Origin of the sequence: Streptomyces sp. AC558_RSS880 (assembly GCF_019049255.1) — a bacterium.
Lineage (GTDB): Bacteria > Actinomycetota > Actinomycetes > Streptomycetales > Streptomycetaceae > Streptomyces.
In genome coordinates this window covers 26,775-44,961 of record NZ_JAGMUJ010000016.1, presented here as the reverse complement: position 1 = coordinate 44,961, position 18,187 = coordinate 26,775, and the positions used below count along the sequence as shown (strand labels likewise).

15 protein-coding genes and 1 pseudogene are annotated in these 18,187 nt (G+C 72.4%); 11 read left to right on the top strand and 5 right to left on the bottom strand.

From position 1 onward, the window contains the following. Positions 1 to 126: 126 nt before the first annotated feature. Both KUM38_RS06625 and KUM38_RS41600 read right to left on the bottom strand, forming a co-directional pair. On the bottom strand, positions 127 to 540 hold the full coding sequence (locus KUM38_RS06625; protein ID WP_217128331.1) for a hypothetical protein: 414 nt from the start codon (positions 538 to 540) through the stop codon (positions 127 to 129). Between the two features lie 105 nt (positions 541 to 645). Further along, positions 646 to 756 (bottom strand): annotated as a pseudogene (locus KUM38_RS41600) (IS5/IS1182 family transposase); the annotation flags it as partial. Between the two features lie 244 nt (positions 757 to 1,000). Here KUM38_RS41600 and KUM38_RS06620 point away from each other — a divergent pair. From KUM38_RS06620 to KUM38_RS06605, 4 genes are all read left to right on the top strand, one after another. Then, entirely contained in the window at positions 1,001 to 1,168 is a 168-nt protein-coding gene (locus KUM38_RS06620; protein WP_217128330.1) for a hypothetical protein, read from the top strand. Positions 1,169 to 1,247: 79 nt separating this feature from the next. After that, positions 1,248 to 1,820: a hypothetical protein gene (locus KUM38_RS06615; RefSeq protein ID WP_217128329.1), complete on the top strand. Its 573-nt coding sequence runs from the start codon at positions 1,248 to 1,250 to the stop codon at positions 1,818 to 1,820. 7 nt (positions 1,821 to 1,827) lie between these two features. Then, on the top strand, positions 1,828 to 2,466 hold the full coding sequence (locus KUM38_RS06610; RefSeq protein ID WP_217128328.1) for a hypothetical protein: 639 nt from the start codon (positions 1,828 to 1,830) through the stop codon (positions 2,464 to 2,466). Between the two features lie 269 nt (positions 2,467 to 2,735). Continuing rightward, on the top strand, positions 2,736 to 3,644 hold the full coding sequence (locus tag KUM38_RS06605; RefSeq protein ID WP_217128327.1) for an ADP-ribosylglycohydrolase family protein: 909 nt from the start codon (positions 2,736 to 2,738) through the stop codon (positions 3,642 to 3,644). Positions 3,645 to 3,947: 303 nt separating this feature from the next. Here KUM38_RS06605 and KUM38_RS06600 read toward each other — a convergent pair whose 3' ends face one another. Continuing rightward, on the bottom strand, positions 3,948 to 5,495 hold the full coding sequence (locus KUM38_RS06600; protein WP_217128326.1) for an MFS transporter: 1,548 nt from the start codon (positions 5,493 to 5,495) through the stop codon (positions 3,948 to 3,950). Between the two features lie 183 nt (positions 5,496 to 5,678). Between KUM38_RS06600 and KUM38_RS06595 the strand changes: the two genes are divergently transcribed. The 3 genes from KUM38_RS06595 (at position 5,679) to KUM38_RS06585 (ending at position 7,752) form a co-directional block, all read left to right on the top strand. Beyond that, on the top strand, positions 5,679 to 6,302 hold the full coding sequence (locus KUM38_RS06595) for a TetR/AcrR family transcriptional regulator (protein ID WP_217128380.1): 624 nt from the start codon (positions 5,679 to 5,681) through the stop codon (positions 6,300 to 6,302). 81 nt (positions 6,303 to 6,383) lie between these two features. Continuing rightward, positions 6,384 to 7,085, top strand: a complete 702-nt coding sequence (locus tag KUM38_RS06590; protein WP_217128325.1) for a ribonuclease HII — start codon at positions 6,384 to 6,386, stop codon at positions 7,083 to 7,085. Positions 7,086 to 7,152: 67 nt separating this feature from the next. Continuing rightward, complete coding sequence (locus KUM38_RS06585) at positions 7,153 to 7,752, top strand: hypothetical protein (RefSeq protein WP_217128324.1); 600 nt, start codon at positions 7,153 to 7,155, stop codon at positions 7,750 to 7,752. 223 nt (positions 7,753 to 7,975) lie between these two features. On the opposite strand, the gene KUM38_RS06580 is transcribed toward KUM38_RS06585, so the two are convergent. Then, positions 7,976 to 8,590, bottom strand: a complete 615-nt coding sequence (locus KUM38_RS06580) for a hypothetical protein (protein ID WP_217128323.1) — start codon at positions 8,588 to 8,590, stop codon at positions 7,976 to 7,978. A 213-nt stretch (positions 8,591 to 8,803) separates the two neighbouring features. Next, positions 8,804 to 10,969 carry a RecQ family ATP-dependent DNA helicase gene (locus tag KUM38_RS06575; RefSeq protein WP_217128322.1) on the bottom strand — a complete coding sequence of 722 codons (2,166 nt, stop codon included), beginning with the start codon at positions 10,967 to 10,969 and terminating at the stop codon, positions 8,804 to 8,806. A gap of 141 nt (positions 10,970 to 11,110) precedes the next feature. Here KUM38_RS06575 and KUM38_RS06570 point away from each other — a divergent pair, with 141 nt between their 5' ends. The 4 genes from KUM38_RS06570 (at position 11,111) to KUM38_RS06555 (ending at position 18,030) form a co-directional block, all read left to right on the top strand. Beyond that, positions 11,111 to 12,721, top strand: a complete 1,611-nt coding sequence (locus KUM38_RS06570) for a DUF4192 domain-containing protein (protein WP_217128321.1) — start codon at positions 11,111 to 11,113, stop codon at positions 12,719 to 12,721. Positions 12,722 to 13,132: 411 nt separating this feature from the next. Next, entirely contained in the window at positions 13,133 to 15,055 is a 1,923-nt protein-coding gene (locus tag KUM38_RS06565; protein WP_217128379.1) for a glycogen debranching N-terminal domain-containing protein, read from the top strand. A 139-nt stretch (positions 15,056 to 15,194) separates the two neighbouring features. Next, positions 15,195 to 15,953, top strand: coding sequence for an NUDIX domain-containing protein (locus KUM38_RS06560; protein WP_217128320.1), 759 nt, complete (start codon positions 15,195 to 15,197; stop codon positions 15,951 to 15,953). Positions 15,954 to 16,065: 112 nt separating this feature from the next. Continuing rightward, a complete protein-coding gene (locus tag KUM38_RS06555; RefSeq protein ID WP_217128319.1) occupies positions 16,066 to 18,030 on the top strand; it encodes an ATP-binding cassette domain-containing protein in 1,965 nt (654 codons plus the stop codon). The last annotated feature ends 157 nt before the right edge of the window (positions 18,031 to 18,187 follow it).

The following is an 18,187-nucleotide window of genomic DNA, read 5'->3' as shown; positions in this document are numbered from 1 at the left end:
GTAACCGCCTCTGTACTACAGGGCGATCGATTTCGGAGGCCGACCGGCGGCAGGTGCACTACTCGGGTACAGGTCGCTTCACCCGGCTGAGGGGGTCAGCAAAGATGTTGAACTCCTTGATCGTCTTCAGGGCGCGAGGAGGCCACGAGAACGTCTCCCGCACGGGCCGCAACGGCTCCACGTAAGGATGGTCACCACGGTGGCCCATAGGTCGTACTCTCGTCCGTCTGGCGTTCGGCGTCGAGTCTCGCTTGGTATGGACCGGTTTTCCAATGGGCTCGGGCCGTTGAAGTACTGCGGCGGCATCATGTAGCCGCAGAACACCTTCATCTCCTCGGCCGGCTGGCGGTCCCGGTACAGATCCGTGAAGAGTTCAGCCGGTAGGTTCGGTCGTTCCTGTGGAAGCATGACCTGGCACATCAGGGCAGTCTTGAGCGTCCAGACGGCCAAGCTCTCCTGTGCTTCGGGCGGAATCTCTACGATCTCGCCCTTGATCATCGGCAACAGGTAGGGCTTAACTCTTCCTTCGAGGGCGCTCATCCAACCGCTGTTGCAGGGCTCGCATACAGCCTTGACCCGTGCTGTGAACATGCGCCCGGAATGACGTCGATGGCTTCCTTGGTCAGAGTGGCGGTAGTAGGGAGTCAGGGCCTGCCGGAAGCAGTCCAGCCTGCGCCGGCGGGAGTTCAGCTCACACCTTCGGGAGTGGATGAGCCAGGAAACGTGCTCAACGGCCTCGTGAGGGATGTCGAGCATGGCTCGATACGGGACCAACAGGGCTCCTGTGTCGAGACGTTGGCGAGTGAGATCACCAGCCGAAACGACCAGGAGCCCTGCCGCGTCACGACCCCCGACCACCAGCCGTCATCACCCGCGAACCACAGGATGAGAAGCGTTCAGTGGCACTCCACGCGATGACGGGCTTCGTGAGGTTCCATCCAGCGTCGGCAGCCTGGCCTGTGGGCCAAGGAGCGCGACGCGGGCAGGTGAGGAGCATCCATTGCAGGACGGCAGCGCGATACGGGCTGAGGAAGCCGGCGAGTGGCTCCGAAGGGTGATGAAGGACGCGCCGGAGCGGCGCAGTGAGCTGATCATCCGCAGTGACGAGGCCATGGACGTCCGCTCGCGCGAGCGGCTGCGGGAGATCCTGTTCGGGCCGCTCTCGTAGAACTTCCGAGCGGTCAGGGGCCATGAGTACGACCGAGGACCGTGGGAGGCGCGAGGCACTCTTCCGCGCTCTGGACGCTGTGGCGCAGGTGGCCGAGCCCGGACAGCTTCGAGCCGCTGCGTACCTCCGGGTGAGCACCGAGGATCAGCGGAAGGGGTACGGCATCGCCTACACCGGCAGGCGGGTCGTCATGCACATCGCTGACAAGGGCTGGGCCTTCTGGCCCTGGGTCTGGGAGCTGCAAGACCTGGGAGTCTTCACGGCCGTCGTGGTCGGCGGCCACGACAACACCACCGAAGAGGGCGAATCCCGGATGCGCAAGACCGCAGACCGGGCGGAAGACGAGCTGATCGTCATTCGGAACCGCACCCAGGGCGGCATCCAGGAGAAGGCCGAATGCATGGGCCACGAGGGCGCCTGTCTGGGCGGCAGCGTGCCGTACGGCTACCGAGTGCGGGGCAAGGGCGTGAAGGGCGAAAGCCGCCTGGAGCCCGACGAGTGCGACTGCGGCGACGAATGTACCGGCCTTCACGAGACCGACGGCCTTCACCTGGCAGTGTCCCGGTTCGTGACCACGCGGTCATACGACACGACCGGCGGCGACCTGAACAGTGCCGGATACCGCCGCAAGAACGGTGCCCTGTGGGACTGAGGACCCGGTGGAGCTGGAGCGTCTGGCGACGGAGGCCCTGGCGAAGAAGGCCGAGACCGGCGCCGACTTCGACAGCAGGCTGAAGGACCTGGGCAAGCGCATCGCCGAGCTGGAGGAGTCCATCGATCTCATGCTCATGGCCGCTACGCAGCAGGCGGCCTCCCGACGCCTGTCCCGGGCGGAGGCCGAGAAGTACGTCGCCAGGATGACCGCTCAGCCGAATGCCGACCTGGCGGACCTCCACAAACAGCGCATGGAGATCGAGAGCTGGAAAGAGACCAGCGTCGATGCCGAGGACACCACGAAGCAGCTCAGCGCCCTGGCTGAGAAGGCGCGGGTCCGCCTTGCGGACAAGACGCTGGAGGAACAGGCGGAGCTGTTCGATCTCCTGCGCGCCGAGATCGTGATCCTGGGCGAGGTGCCGTCGCGCCCGTCGGGACGCCCCTGCCGGGCGATGGCGTTCTTCGTCGAGCGCGGTCTGGACGTTCCGCTTCTCACGGATGAAGCGTGGGCGAAGGTGGAGGACATCGTGCCCGGGTTCTCGCCGCGTCACTCGTCGCGGGATGGACTGGCGGCCTTCCTGGAGAAGGCCCGCACCGGCGTGTCCTGCGCGAGCTGGGGACCCCAGTGCCCTACACGACCCTGATGAACCACTGGGTCAAGTGGGGGGCGACTGGTGGCCTGGAGGCCGTGATGGAGCGATTGGCCGGCTTTCCCGGGACGGCGCTGTCGGACCCCGACAAGGTGGTGTTGCAGGTACGGTGCACGGTGATGCCGGAGCTGCTGCTGACGGAGCCCTCGGCACCGGATGGCAACGGTGCCCTTGCCTCCATCGACGGTTCGGGCGCCGGCGGGATCCGGAACCCTACGGGACCACCGGATAGACAGAGGCTCACCGGATAGAGTGGCAGGGCGATGACCGCTGATTCCTCTCCCGCCGGGCGCCTGGACCGCGCCCTGGCCAGCCTGCGCGGCGTGTCCGTGGGGGACGCGCTCGGCTCCCAGTTCTTCGTGCCGGTGAACTACCCGCTGCTCAAGCGCCGCGAACTGCCCCCGGCACCCTGGCAGTGGACGGACGACACGGAGATGGCGTGCTCCGTCGTCTCCGTCCTGGCCACGCACCACCGGATCGACCAGGACGCCCTCGCGCTGTCCTTCGCCACGCACCACGACTTCGACCGGGGCTACGGGCCCGCGGTCAACCGGCTGCTGCGGCTGGTCCGCGAGGGCGGCGACTGGCGGGAACTCGCCGCCGCGCTCTTCGACGGGCGGGGGTCGTGGGGCAACGGCGCCGCGATGCGGATCGCCCCGTTGGGCGCCTGGTACGCGGACGACCCGGAACAGGCCACCCACCAGGCCGAGATCTCCGCCTACCCCACGCATCAGCATCGTGAGGCCGTGGTCGGTGCCATGGCCGTCGCGGCGGCGGCTGCGCTGGCCGCCGCGCCCGGCGGGCCGCCCGGCTCGGAAGCCCTCCTCGACGGGGTCATCGCGCTGGTGCCCGCGAGGAGCGCGGTCGGTGCGGGGCTGCGCAGGGCCCGGGACATGCTCGACTACGGCGACGCGGCCACCGTCGCGGCCGTGCTCGGCTGCGGGCGGCGTACGACGGCGCACGACACCGTGCCCTTCGCGCTCTGGTCGGCGGCCCGGGCTCTGGGTGACTACGAGCGGGCGTTCTGGACGACCGCGCAGGTGGGCGGGGACGTCGACACGACCTGTGCGATCGTGGGCGGTGTGGTCGCCGCCGGGAAGGCGGGGGCACCGCCCACGGAGTGGGCCGACCGGGTCGAACCCCTGCCGGACTGGATGCGGACCGCGGTCTGAGGGCGGGGACTGGACACCGCCCCGGCCCGAGGACGGAGTTCAGAACTCTCTGTGCATGCCGGGAACTCTCCGTGACCGTCCACCCGTTGTCGAAGTGTCCACTGTGTGAGGCATGAGGCCTGACACGTGTAGATGCGTCTGTCGTGCGGGAGCGGTGTGGGGGGAGGAGCCGTGGTGGTGATCGTGAAAGCGTTGCTCGGGGTCCTGCTCGTCCTGATGGGTACGGGCCGGCCCGGCGTTCGCCGGCCGAGTCCGAAGACGTCGGCCGGTGAGCTGCCGGGCCGGCTCCGTGGTGTTCCCTCTTCAGCCCATGCCCGGTCCGGCCGAGCCGGACAGCGCTTCCAGGTCGCTCTTGCGGACCCGGATGACGAACCATGCGGTGGCCAGGGCGAGTACGGCCATCGCGGCAGCCGGGATGAAGGCAGTGGAGATGCCCTCGGTGAGCACTTCGTGACCCCAGGGAGCGGGCAGTTGGTGCGTCTGGGCGAACTCCGCCTTCTGCTCCGCCGTCCCTTCGGCGAGGAAGCCCGGCATCTGCTTCTCCGCCTCGTCCTTGCTGGCGGTGCCGAACACCGTCGTCAGGAGGGCCAGTCCCACCGACCCGCCCACCTGCTGGGTCGCGTTGAGCAGTCCGGACGCGGCGCCGGCCTCGTGCTGGGCGACGCCGGAGACCGCGGTGAGCGTCAGCGTCACGAAGTTCAGTCCCATACCGAAGCCGAAGATCAGCATGGGGCCGAGGATGCCGCTGACATACGAGCTGTCGGAGCTGATCAGCGTCTGCCAGGCCAGTCCGATCGCGGCGAGTGCCGACCCGACGAGCATGAACGGCTTGGGGCCGAACACGGGAAGGAACCGCTGCGACAGACCGGCCCCGAGCGCGATCACGACTGTCACCGGCAGGAAGGCGAGTCCGGCCTCGATCGGGCTGTATCCGAGCACGTTCTGCACGAAGAGGACGATGTAGAAGAACATGCCGAACATCGCCGCGGCCAGGCTGAGCATGATCACATACGTGCCCGCGCGGTTGCGGTCGGTGAACATCCGCAGCGGGGTGATCGGCTCCTTGGCCCGGGACTCGATCAGCGCGAAGGCCACCAGCAGGACCACGGCGGCCGCGAAGGAGCCGATGGTCAGCTCGTCCCGCCAGCCTTCCTCCGCCGCGCGGATGAAGCCGTAGACGAGAGAGGCCATACCGGCCGTCGAGGTCACCGCGCCCGCGATGTCGAAACGGCCGGTGTGCCGCTCGGACTCGTTGATGTACATCGGTGTGAGGACGACGATCAGCAGACCGATCGGCACATTGACGAAGAGCACCCACCGCCAGTCGAGCCACTCGGTGAGCATGCCGCCCGCGAGGAGGCCGATGGCGCCGCCGCCCGCGGAGACCGCGGCGAAGATGCCGAAGGCGCGATTGCGCTCGGGGCCTTCCGGGAACGTGGTGGTGATGAGCGCCAGCGAGGTGGGCGAGGCGATGGCGCCGCCCACGCCCTGCAGGACGCGCGCGGCCAGCAACTGCCACGGCTCCTGGGCGAATCCGCCGAGCAGGGAGGCGAGGGTGAACAGCAGGATGCCGGTCATGAAGACACGGCGGCGGCCGAGGATGTCGCCGGCCCGGCCGCCGAGGAGCAGCAGGCCGCCGAAGGTCAGGGTGTAGGCGCTGATCACCCAGGTGAGGTCGGTGGTGCTGAACTCGAGAGCGTTCTGGATGTGCGGCAGCGCGATGTTCACAATCGTCGAGTCGAGGACCACCATGAGTTGGCAGGCCGCGATGACGGTGAGCGCGATGCCAGGACGTCCGGCCCGGCGGGCCGCACCTGGTTTCTGGTCCTGGATCAAAGGAGAGGTTGTCACTATGGGTCCCCCACGAGTGCGTCAGTGAACGCTCGCGTTCACTGTTGCGTCAACGGTATGAGTCCCCGACAGTGAACGCAAGCGTTCACTTAATGCGTTGCCGCTCGGCGCGTCCCCCTCAGTCGCCGCGCGGCGCGTGCTTCATCCCCGAATGCCCGCTTCCTCTGCTCGTTGGAGAGTCAGATGGTTTCTTCGAGCTGGGTGGCCGCCCAGGACCGGACGGCCGCATCCCGCCGCCGCGGTGCCGTACTGGAACGCGCGATCCTCGATGCCGCCCTGGAGCAGCTCAGTACGGTCGGCTGGAACGGCCTGACGATGGAGGGCGTCGCCGCGGGCGCCCAGACCGGAAAGGCCGCCGTCTACCGGCGCTGGCCGTCCAAGGAGGATCTGGTCGCCGACGCGCTGCGGGCCGGGCTGCCGCAGTTCGACGAGGCGCCGGACCTGGGTGGCGTGCGTGAGGATCTGCTGGACCTGTGCCTGCGGGCGCGCGACGCGATGTTCTCCCAGCCGGGATGCGCTCTGCGTTCGGTCATTCACGAATGTGACACGCTTCAGGCCGAGCGCTTCCACGCCGTCATCTTCGACGGGGTCGTGGAACCCACCATCAAGATGCTGCGCGCCGTGATCGAGCGCGGAATCGAGCGGGGGGAGGTGCGTGCCGACGCGGCGAACGGATATGTCTTCGACGCCATTCCGGCGATGATGATGTATCGCTCGAAGATGTGCGGCAGCGAATGGTCGGACGCCGATCTGGAGGAGATGATCGACCAGTTGATGGTTCCGCTACTGCGGCCGGAGGGCTCCTGACCGCGGTTTCCGTGAGCGGCCGGCGCCGCTCGGGGACCGGGGTGTCGCGGGCCCGCGCGGGCGGCGTACGCTAAGGGCGCCATGCCGTACGAACCACCTACTCACACTGTCGAGCGCTCTCTGCGCGCCACGACCGGGGCGAAGATCGTTGCAGGTGTCGACGAGGTGGGGCGCGGCGCGTGGGCCGGCCCTGTCACCGTCTGCGCGGCGGTCACCGGACTGCGCAAACCCCCGGAGGGTCTCACCGACTCCAAGCTCCTCACCGTCAGGCGGCGCACCGAGCTCGCCGAGACACTGCGGAGCTGGGTGACCTCGTACGCCCTGGGGCACGCCTCCCCCGAGGAGATCGACGCCCTGGGGATGACGGCCGCGCTGCGGCTGGCGGCGGAGCGTGCGCTGGGGGAGTTGCCGGTCCGGCCGGACGCGGTGATCCTCGACGGCAAGCACGACTATCTCGGCACGCCCTGGAAGGTCCGTACGGTCATCAAGGGCGACCAGTCGTGCGTGGCCGTCGCGGCGGCCTCGGTGATCGCCAAGGTTCAGCGCGACAAAATGATGGCCGAACTGGGTGTCGACCATGCAGACTTCGGTTTTGCGGACAACGCCGGGTATCCGTCGCCCGTGCACAAGGCCGCACTGGAGGTCCGGGGGCCCACTCCGTACCACCGGTTGTCGTGGGCGTATCTTGATGCGCTGCCCCAGTGGCGGCACCTCAAGAAGGCCCGCAGCTGGACGGAAGGGCGCGTTCCGGAAATCGAGGGTCAACTCGGCTTCGATTTCTGACGGACCGCTCGCACTCATGTGCCACCCGGCGGCGCGAGCCGTACCAACGTTTGATAAAAATCAGCTCATGCCTCTCATTCCCGAGGAGCCTCAGATTCACGAGAGTGCCCAGGGTCCCCGCACCGCGCCGACCCCCCGCCCCGTACCCGGTCCCCGCCCCGCGGCTCCGTCGCGTCCCGGTCGCCCCGGCCCGCCGCGGCCCGCGCCGCCGGTGCAGCGCGCGTCGCGCGACGCGGCCAATCCCGTTCCTCCGGGCCCGCCCGCGTCCACGGCGGCCACCCCGCAGCTCCAGCTGATCCCGGCCTCGGCCCAGGGGGCGCTCGACGCCGCCGAAGAGGCCGTGGACCTGCTGCTGGACTCGGGCCGCGCCCCCGGCGACGTGCTGGTGATCACCACCGGCGACCCGCACCCGTGGGCCACCCACGAACTGTCCTTCGGTGAAGCCTCCTACTGGGCCCAGCACGACGCCGGTGACGACGTCTTCTACACGGACGCCAAGGTCGCCGAGCGCGCCGGTGCGCGGCCCGTCGTCGTGGTCGCCGTCAACGGAGGCCCGGAATCCGCGGCCGCCTCCGCCCTGTCGGTGGCGCATGCCCGGGCCGACGCCCTGCTGATCGTCTGCGGCGACCCGCAGCGCATCAACTCGGTGCTGGGCGCGGGCGTCTGAGCCGACACCTCGGCGTCCGGCCGGACGCGGACGCCGTGACCGCGGCGTCCGCACGATCGGGGATTCGGCGTGCCCGGGACCGGAGGGGGCGATGCTCCTGCGCCTCCGCCGCCTCGACGCCGGGCCGGGTCAGGCGTTGTGCGGACACGCCGCGCCGCGCCGTCGTGCGGCCCGCCCCGCACCACCATGTGTTGCCCGGATGTCCGGCGGCGTCTCCATGACGTCAGCGTGCCGCCGCGCGGCGCAGAATCTCCGACGCGGCGCCGCCCGTGCGCGGTATCCGGGGAGGTGCCGTGGTCGTGGCGAACGGTTCCGGCGCCGAGCCGGCGCTGGGGTGGCGGCCGCCGCGCCCCTCGCCGAGGACCTGCCACCCGTCACGGGTCAGCGTGATGTACGCCCCGCAGCGCAGCCCGTGCAGGGTGCAGGCGTCGCGCAGTCCCCACATCCACGCACCGTCCTCCTCCGTCCAGCGTGCGTCGCCGTCACGGCAGTAGAGCAGCACGGCGGTGCGCACCGGGGTGCGGCGGCGCAGGTCGTGCGGGATCACCCGGCGCAACTGGTCCAGCAGCACATTGCGGAGCAGCCAGCCGTCCGCGGAGGTGGTGCGCCGGGTGAACGACGCGCTCGCCCGCACACGTTCGTCCGGATCGAGCACGGCGACGACCGCGGTCGCCGGACCGGGACGGTGCCGGGCGTGCAGTCCGCTGACGACCTCCCGCGGGCTGCCCAGCAGCGGGATTCCCGCGGCGGCCCACTCCGCGGGTTCGAGCACACGGTTGGCGGAAGCGGCGGACGTCGACAGCGATGCCGCCGAGGACGGAGCGAATCCGAAGGTCACGGTCCTCCCTTCGGCTACGCCCGGACTGCGGGCAGGGTCGGATTCGGGGGAGCGCGCACGCAACGGAGCCCTACCTGAGCGGCGGGCGAGCCGTGCGGGTGCGTCCTTCAATTCTTCCTGTCGAACTTGGATGCGGCAACGAGCAATTGAGGCAGCGGCCCGGTATCGGGTGTTCCACGGCTTATATCCCCACCTGTTGGGCAGGCCGAACCATCAGCCCTGTACGGCCAGCACCAGCGGCAGCACGCCCTGCGCACCGGCCCGCCGGAGCAGGCGCGCCGCGACCGCGAGGGTCCAGCCCGTCTCCGTGTAGTCGTCCACGAGAAGGACCGGGCCCCTCGTCTCGGCCAGCGCGGCGGCGAGGTCGGCGGGCACGGTCAGCGCCCCGTCGAGGGCCTTGAGGCGCTGGGCGCTGTTGCTCCGGGAGGCGGAGTGCGCCTCGCCCGTGTAATCCACCGATCCCAGCAGCGGCAGCCGCCCGATCTCCGCGATGCGCGCCCCGAGCGAGTGGATCAGTCGGGGCCGGCTGCGGGAGGCGATGGTGACCACCCCCACCGGCCGCGGCTGGGGGTCCGCCGCTCCCGGAGCCCAACCGCCGGGCCCCTTGGCCCAGTCGGCCAGCACACCCACCACGGCCCGGGCGACATCGTCCGGCACCGGCCCGTCCGGTGCCTGCGGCGCGAACATCGGACGCAGCCGGTTGCCCCAGCCGATGTCCGACAGACGCCCCAGCGCCATGCCCCGAGCGGCCTGTTCCCCCGCCGGAATGCGCCCCTTGAGGTCCATGCCGATCGCCGGAAGCCCGGTGGGCCACATCCGCCGGGGCTCCACCTCGACGCCCGCCCGGCCGAGATCCACACGGGCCGCCTCGAGGGCGGTCGAGGAGGCCTCGGGGGTGTACCGCGCGCCCGCGCAGTTGTCGCAGCGTCCGCAGGGCTTGGCGCCCTCGTCGTCCAACTGGCGCTGCAGGAACTCCATCCGGCAGTCCGTGCTCGCCGCGTACGCGCGCATCGCCTGCTGTTCGGCCTTGCGCTGGCGCGCCACCCACGCGTACCGCTCGGCGTCGTACGTCCACGGCCGCCCGGTCGCGATCCAGCCGCCCTTGACCCGCTTCACCGCCCCGTCCACGTCGAGCACCTTGAGCATGGTCTCCAGCCGGGAGCGGCGCAGCTCCACCAGCGGCTCGAGGGCCGGCAGCGACACGGGCCGGTCGGAGCGCGCGAGGACGTCGAGCGTACGGCGCACCAGGTCCTCCGAGGGGAAGGCGAGCGACGCGAAGTACTCCCAGATCGCCTCGTCCTCCTTCCCCGGCAGCAGCAGTACCTCGGCGTGCCGGACACCGCGCCCGGCGCGGCCGACCTGCTGGTAGTAGGAGATGGGGGAGGACGGCGAGCCGAGGTGCACCACGAAGCCCAGATCGGGCTTGTCGAAGCCCATGCCGAGCGCGGAGGTGGCGACCAGGGCCTTCACCTTGTTGGCGAGCAGATCCTCCTCGGCCTGCTGCCGGTCGGCGTTCTCCGTCCTGCCGGTGTACGAGGCGACGGTGTGCCCGCGCTGCCGCAGGAAGGCGGTGACCTCCTCGGCGGCGGCCACGGTGAGCGTGTAGACGATCCCCGAGCCCGGGAGCTCGTCCAGGTGGTCGGCGAGCCAGGCCATCCGGTGGGCGGCGTCCGGCAGGCGCAGCACGCTCAGGCTCAGGCTCTCCCGGTCCAGCGGGCCCCGCAGCACCAGCGCGTCCGACGAGCCTCCCGTACCCAGCTGCTCCGCGACATCGGCGGTGACACGGGCGTTGGCGGTGGCGGTGGTGGCGAGGACGGGCACGCCGTCCGGGAGGTCGGCGAGCATGGTGCGCAGCCGGCGGTAGTCCGGGCGGAAGTCGTGCCCCCAGTCGGAGATGCAGTGCGCCTCGTCGACCACCAGGAGCCCGGTCGCGGCGGAGAGCCTGGGCAGCACCTGGTCGCGGAAGTCCGGGTTGTTCAGCCGCTCCGGACTCACCAGCAGCACGTCGACGTCGCCCGCGGCGATCTCCGCCTGGACGGATTCCCATTCCTCGCTGTTGGAGGAGTTGATGGTCCGGGCGTGGATTCCGGCTCTGGCCGCGGCCTCCACCTGGTTGCGCATGAGCGCCAGCAGCGGGGAGACGATCACGGTGGGGCCGCTGCCCTGTGCCCGCAGCAGCGAGGTGGCCACGAAGTAGACCGCGGACTTGCCCCAGCCCGTGCGCTGCACGACCAGGGCCCGGCGCTTGTCGGCGACCAGTGCCTCGATCGCCCGCCACTGGTCCTCGCGCAGCCGGGCCTCGCCCGAGGTGTCCCCGACGAGGCGGGCGAGAACCGCGTCGGCGGCCGTGCGGAGATCCGCGTTGCTCGTGTGCTCCATGGGTCCATCCAACAGGACGCCACTGACATGCGGGCGGGTGCGCGGGAGCGGTCCCCGCGACCCCGAAGCCGGTGACATGTCCCTGGTCGGACTTATCCACAGGGCAAACCGGAAGGCTGCAATCCGCGAGATCGTCTTCGCATGACGAACCACGGCGAAACCACTGGATCCCCCGAAAACGGTGACATCCGCGGGCGCGACACCGGTCCCCGGACATCCGGCGGCGACGAAGACCGCGCACCGCGTCCGCAGGACATCACCTGCACCGCGTACGACAGTCATGGCGACGGACAGCAGGTCACCCTGCGCTCCCCGGCCGAGCTCGCCGACGCCCTGCCCTACCTGCTCGGCTACCGTCCCGAGGACAGCATCGTGCTGGTCGCCCTGCACGACAAGGACGGACGGGGCCGGTTCGGCGGCCGCGCCCGGCTCGGCGTCCCCGCCAACCCCGACGACTGGCCCTCCGCCGCCCGGCAGCTGGTCCACGGCCTGGTGACGGGCAGCGAGCGCCGGGGCGCCCGGCCCGAGCAGATGGTCGTCTTCCTCTGCCACGAACCGGGCCGGGGCGAATCGGGCCGGCAGGTCAAGGAGCGGCTGGGGCCGCTCGCCCACACCCTGCGCCTGGAGTGCGGTGCCCTGGACATCCCGGTGGTGGAGGCCCTGTGCGTCTCGGACGGCCGCTTCTGGTCGTACTGCTGCGACGACGAGGGCTGCTGCCCGTCCGAGGGGACACCGATGGGCCTGCCCGGCACCTCGGTGCTGGCCGCCGCCGCCACCTACGCCGGGCTCCAGGTCCGCGGCACCCTGCGCGAACTGCGCGCCAGGCTCCAGCCGTGGGAGTGTTCCGCCGCCCGGGAGCAGGAGGCCGCCCTGGACGCCGCCGGCTCGGCGCTGGTCCCCAGGATCCTCGACGCGGAGGGCCGGCACGAGGTCGCCGAGGAGACGCTGGAGCTGGCCGGGCGGATCCTGGGCCGCCTCGCCGACGCCCCGCCCGTGCCCGGCGTGCTCCCGGCGGACCTGCGGGACGACGAACTGCTCGGGTGTGACGAGGCCGCGGCGCTGATCCTCGGCCTGCAGGACCGCACGACCCGCGACCGCGTGGCCGAGTGGATGGAGGACGACGAGGCGGGCCCGGCCCTCCGCCTGTGGCGTGCCCTGGCCCGCCGCTGCGTCGGAGCGTACGGCGAACACGCCGCGGCACCCCTCACCCTCGCCGGGTGGGTCGCCTGGTCCACCGGTGACGAACTGGAAGCCCGGGAAGCACTCGCCATGGCCCTGGGCGCCGACCCCGACTACCTCTTCGCCCGGCTTCTGCACCAGGCGTGCAACGAAGGGCTCGACCCGGAGTCGATCCGCCGCTGCCTGCGGTCCGAGCGCGAGGGTCGTGGGCGGGCGACGTCGGACGAGCAGTCGGCCGTGGCCACGGAGCCGCGGCAGCAGGGCGGCTGCGAGCCGCCGGCTGCCGGACCCGCGGTTCCGGGCCCCGAAGCGGCGCCCTCGCCCCGCCGACGTCGCACCCGAGCGCCCGGCACCGGCAGCGCTCTCCCTCGCCGGGCCCGCACGGAGGGCGGCCGCCCGGGACAGCGGGTTCCGTATCCGCGTGCGTCGGCGGCGGGCGGTGGGACGCGTCCGGGTGGCGCGGACGAGAGCGGGACCCGTCCCGGCACGGCGGGTCCCGGGGCGGGACGTCGCCGCGGTACCTCGCAGCCGGGCGCGCAGGCCGGTCGCCAGGGCGGCGAAGGGGAGAAGTGAGTGAGCGGCGGAGCCGCGCCCGTCGGGCCGGAACCGGCCTGCGCGGAGGTGTGGCGGGCAGGTGGCAGGGGTGCCGTCCGTGCCGCCCCCGCCCGCCCCGGACGGTCGTCACCGTCGGGGTCTCGCCGTGGGCGTGACCCGGAGCGGGGCGGTTCCGTTCACCTGAGTGGCGGAGCGCCTGGGCGGGGCGTGACGTCGTGTTCCACCGGCCTGACCGAAGCCTGTCGGCGACGGGCCCGCCCGAGGCACACCGAGCACAGAGAGAGCCTTCCCATGCACCAGCCGGCTCCGCCCGCCCCCTTCGCCGCCCGTGCCGGAGCCCCGGCCGGCACGCGGACGCCACTCCCACGGCAGCGGGACCACCACCCCGCCCGTCGGTGGCTCGCCGAACTGCCGCCCGCGCACACCGCCATGATCTGCGTCGCCCTGCCCGGCCTTGCCGTCTCGACGGAACAGGGGCAGCAGACCGGCAGCGGGCTGGAGGGGTTCTACCGTGCGGGACGCCGTCTCCTCTCCCGGTGCCAGGTCCGCGTGGCCGGGCGGGAGCCGCTCGCGGTCCAAGCGCGGATGGTGGCCGCCGACCGGGCCCGTTTCGTGGGGACGTTGCGCGTGTCCCCGCGAGACGGCGGCCCGGACCCGGATGTGGTCGTGGAGCGGACACGCTGCGCGGACGGCACGGAACGGATCACGCTGCGCAGCGCGGCCCCGCGTCCGTTGCGCCTGCCCGTCGAGGTGGCCCTCGGCACGGATCTCGCCGACCTCGGAGCGATCGCCGCCGGCCGCGCGGGGCCCGAACTGCCGGCCGATGTCCACGCCTGTGGCCTGCGCTGGTCCCGTGCCGGGGCGAGCGCGTCGGTCACGGCCGAACCGCCGCCCGCCGAGGCGCTGGCCTCCGCCGGACTGCTGCGCTGGGAGTTCGACCTGCCCCCGGGCGGCAGCGCGAGCATCGAGTTGCGCGTACGGCAGGACGGAGCGGCGCCTCTTCGTTCCGCGGGCCGCACGGCCACAAGCCCTCTCGCCCCGGCGCGCGCCACGGGAGACGACCCGCGGGTCCCCGCCCTGCTGCGGACGAGCGTCGACGACCTCCGGGCCCTCCTGCTGCGTGACCCGGCGCACCCCACCGACCTCCACCTCGCGGCCGGCGCCCCCTGGCGCTGCGGGCTCGCCCCGGCCGAGGCCCTCGCCGCCGCCCGGATGGCCCTGCCGCTGGGCACCGGGCTCGCCGCGGGCACCCTGCGCACCCTCGCCCGCACCCAACTCCCCGGACCGGGGCCGAAGGCCGGCATGATCCCCGGTCCGCGCCGCGACGCCGGGCCCCATCTGCCTCCCGGCTGCACGGGAACGGAGGCCACGCTGCTCTTCCCGGTGCTCCTGGCCGAGGCCCGCCGCTGGGGGCTCCCCGAACACGAGACCGAGGAACTGCTTCCGGCCGCCGAACGCTGTCTGACCTGGCTGCGGAACACGGTGGGTGACGGCGCCTACCTGCCCGACCCGCAACCCGGCGGACCCGTCCGCTGCGAGACACAGGCCCAGGCCCACCGGGCGGCCCTGCTCGGCGCCGACCTGCTCGACGCGTACGGCAGACCGGGTGGCACCGGACTGCGGCAGTGGGCGCGGACCTTGCGCGGGGCCTTCCACGACGACTTCTGGATCGACGGCCCGCGCGGCGACCGGCCGGCGGCGGCCCGTGCCCCGGACGGCCGTCTCGTCCCGCACCTGGGCGCACCGGTCGCGCACCTCCTCGACACCGGGCTGCTGGGCGGGGGCGAACTCGCGCCCGGCCTCCTCGACAAGGTGCGGACCGAGCGGCTGGCGCGGCTGCTGGGCGGCCCCGACCTGGACTCGGGCTGGGGCCTGCGCGGAATGGGCGTGAAGGAGGCGGGTCACAACCCGTTCGGACACCGCTCCGGCGCCGTGCGGGTCCGCGAGACGGCGCTCGCCGTCGCGGGACTCGCAGCCGCCGGCTACGAGAGGGAGGCGACGTCCCTGCTGCGAGGCGTGCTCGGGGCGGCGGAGGCGTTCGGCCACCGGCTGCCCGAGATGTACGCGGGGGAGCAGCGGACCGAGGGGAGCGTTCCGCTCCCGCACCCGGCGGCCTGCCGCCCGGCGGCCACGGCGGCGGCCGCCGGGATCCTGCTGCTGACCACGCTCGCGGGGATCCGCCCCGACGTCCCGGCCCGGACGGTCACGCTGCGACCGGTGCGCGGCGCCCCGCTGGGCGAGACGGTCCTGACGGGACTGCGCGTGGCGGGCGCCCCCTTCGCCGTACGGATCAGCCGGCTCGGTCTCGCCATGGTCGAGGAAGCGGCCGACGGCCTCCGGCTGGGAGTCTGACCCGGCGGGACACGTCTTCGCCGGGCGGCAGGGAGAGCAGGGGGACGGACCCGCCGGACCGAAGCGGATCAGCGGATCAGTTGGCGTCGGGGACGGCGAAGGGAGTGTTTATCGTCAGGCAGACGACTATGATCGCCGCATGCCCTACGACCCGTCAGCCTTTCCGCCCTTCGCCGTCACCGTGGACCTGGTCGTGCTGACCGTACGCCGACATGCCCTGTGTGCGCTGGCGGTACGCCGGGGCGAGGCGCCGTTCCAGGGGCGATGGGCGCTCCCCGGCGGCTTCGTGCGGGCCGACGAGGACCTGGCGCAGGCGGCGGCCCGGGAACTGGCCGAGGAGACGGGGCTGCGGGTGCACGACCCCGCCGTCCCCGCCCAGGACAACGGCGCTCACCTGGAACAGCTCGCCACGTACGGCGATCCCAAGCGCGACCCCCGGATGCGGGTCGTCAGCGTCGCCCACCTCGCCCTCGCCCCCGACCTGCCCGCGCCCCGGGCCGGCGGCGACGCCAGCAACGCGCGTTGGGCGCCCGTCGAGGAGTTGCTGCAACAGGGTGGTTACGGCCGGGACGGCGAGCCGGTGGCACCGCTCGCCTTCGACCACGCCCAGATCCTGTCGGACGGGGTGGAACGCGCCCGCTCCAAGATCGAGTACTCGTCGCTGGCGACGGCCTTCTGCCCGCCCGAGTTCACCGTCGGTGAGCTGCGCCGGGTCTACGAGGCGGTCTGGGGCGTGGCGCTCGACCCGCGCAACTTCCACCGCAAGGTGACGGGCACACCGGGCTTCCTGGTCCCCACCGGTGGCACGACCACCCGGCAGGGCGGTCGTCCCGCCCAGCTCTTCCGGGCCGGCGGCGCCACCCTGCTCAACCCCCCGATGCTGCGCCCCGAGGTCTGACGCGGGACGACCGGACCCGGCCAACGGGCCCGGCGGAGTTGGTGCCCTTCCCTCCCTCCGACGGGCCGCGAGATGCCCGAAAAACCCGATATGGCGCGCTATCTTGCATCGGGTGATCCAGGCCACCGGACTGACCAGCAGCCCTCGCAAAGAGCTTCCGCCCGCCGTCGACGACGTCTCCTTCGAGGCGCACGCGGGCCGCGTCACCGCGTTGCTCGGGGCGCCGGGCGCCGGCAAGACGACGGCGCTCCGGCTCATGCTCGAACTCCAACGCGGCCGTGGCATCACCTACTTCAGGGGCCGCCCGCTGCACCGCATCCCCCATCCCTCCCGCGAAGTCGGCGTGCTGCTCGGTGATGTGCCGGGCCATCCCGCCCGCACCGTCCGCGGGCATCTCCGCATGCTGTGCGCCGCCACGGGCGTTCCGGCCCGCCGGGCCGACGAAATCCTCGAGGCGGCAGGGCTCGTGAGCCTGCGCGACGAACGCCTGGGCACCCTGTCGCGCGGCATGGACCGCCGCCTGGGACTGGCCTGCGCGCTGCTGCCGGACCCGCACACACTCGTGCTCGACGAGCCCGCGCGAGGGCTGTCCGCCGCTGAGAACCGCTGGCTGTACAGCACACTCCGGGCGTACGCGGCCCGGGGCGGCACGGTGCTGTGCACGACGGCCGACCCGAAGGAGGCCGCACGGATCGCGGACCACGTGGTCACCCTGGAACGGGGAAGACTCGTCGCCGACCAGGCGGCGGCGGACTTCTCGCGGACCCGGCTGCGCCCCCGCGTCGCCGTCCGCAGCCCGCACGCCGCCCGCCTCTGCGCCCTGCTCGCACAGGAGGCCCGCGCCACCCGGCGGTCCGTGGAGGCCGTGCACGAGGGCGGCAACCGCCTCTGCGTCTACGGCAGTACCTGCGCGGACGTCGGTGAGACCGCGTTCCGGCACGGCATCGTCGTCCACCAACTGGCGGACGAGGTCGGCGACATGGGTCCCGGCGCCGGAGCGGGCGAACCGGCGGCGGACGAGAAGGTGCCCCCGGCCGGTGCCGCCGGGGAACCCACGCGGCCGGGACCCGGCGCACCCCCGCCCACGGACGACACGGCACGTGATCCGGACCACCACCCCGGCGCCCCGGCCGGCGAAGACTCCCCCGCATCCGTGTCCCCGTCGCAGAAGGCACCGGACGGATCCAAGGCGCCGGACGCGTCCGTGGCCGAGGACGCCCACCCGGCTCCCGGAGCCCGCTCGCGCCGGGCCGCCCGCACGCGCGACACCGGCGCCGGGCTTCCCCCTCCCATCTCCGTCCGTCCCGCCCCCCGGCCCCTTCGCCCCCTGCGCTACGAGATCCGCCGCGCCACGGGTGTCGGCACGGGGTTCCTCGTCGGGGCGGCCGTGCTCGTCGTGTCCGCGCTCACCGCCGTACTGCTGGCGAGGGTCGGGCACACCCCGCAGCCGCGCCTGCTGGCCGCGTGGCCGAGGGAACTGCCGCTGCCGCCCGCGGCGCTCGGCGCGGGCCTGCTCGGCGCGCTGGCCTTCGGCGACGAGTTCCGCCACCCCGCGCTGGCGGCGGACCGCGGCACCGTGCCCCGGCGGCTGGGGCTGCTGACCGCCAAACTCCTCGTGGCCTCGGCCTCCGCGGCGGTGCTGGCCGTCCTGACCGTCGGGTGCGATGCCGAGCTGCTCCACCTCGTCTACGGACGGGAGGTCGTCGAGGTTCCCGCCGACTGGCTGCCGCTGAGTGCGGGTTGGCTCGGCCTCGTGATCGGGTGCGCCTGCGCCGGCGTGCTGGCCGCCGGTGTGTTCCGGTCCACCACCGCCGGTCTCGCCGTCGTCGTCGCCGTACCCCTTCTCGTCGTGCCGCTCGTGCACAAGGTGACGGAAGGGCCGGCGGTGCGCACCCCGGTCCCGCTCGCGTCACGGCTGCGGGACGGTGTGCCGCTCCGGTGGCCCTTCGGGGGCGAACGTCATCTGGACGCGGTCCTGCGCCTGATCGCCCAACCCGTCGGTGGTGCGCTGACGTTGTCGCTGGCGGCGCTGCTGTGCGCGTACGTGTTCACCGGCCTGCGGAGCAGAGTCCGATAACGACCGTCCACGAGCACATCGGCCCGCTTCTGCCCGCAACTCACCGTAAAAAGCCCATTCCTTTCCGATAAGGCGTCAATTGCGATGGGGTGAGCGATCACCCTTTCGTGTGCTTTTCACCAAAGACCTCAAGGGAGTTGGAAGCGGAGCCGACAAA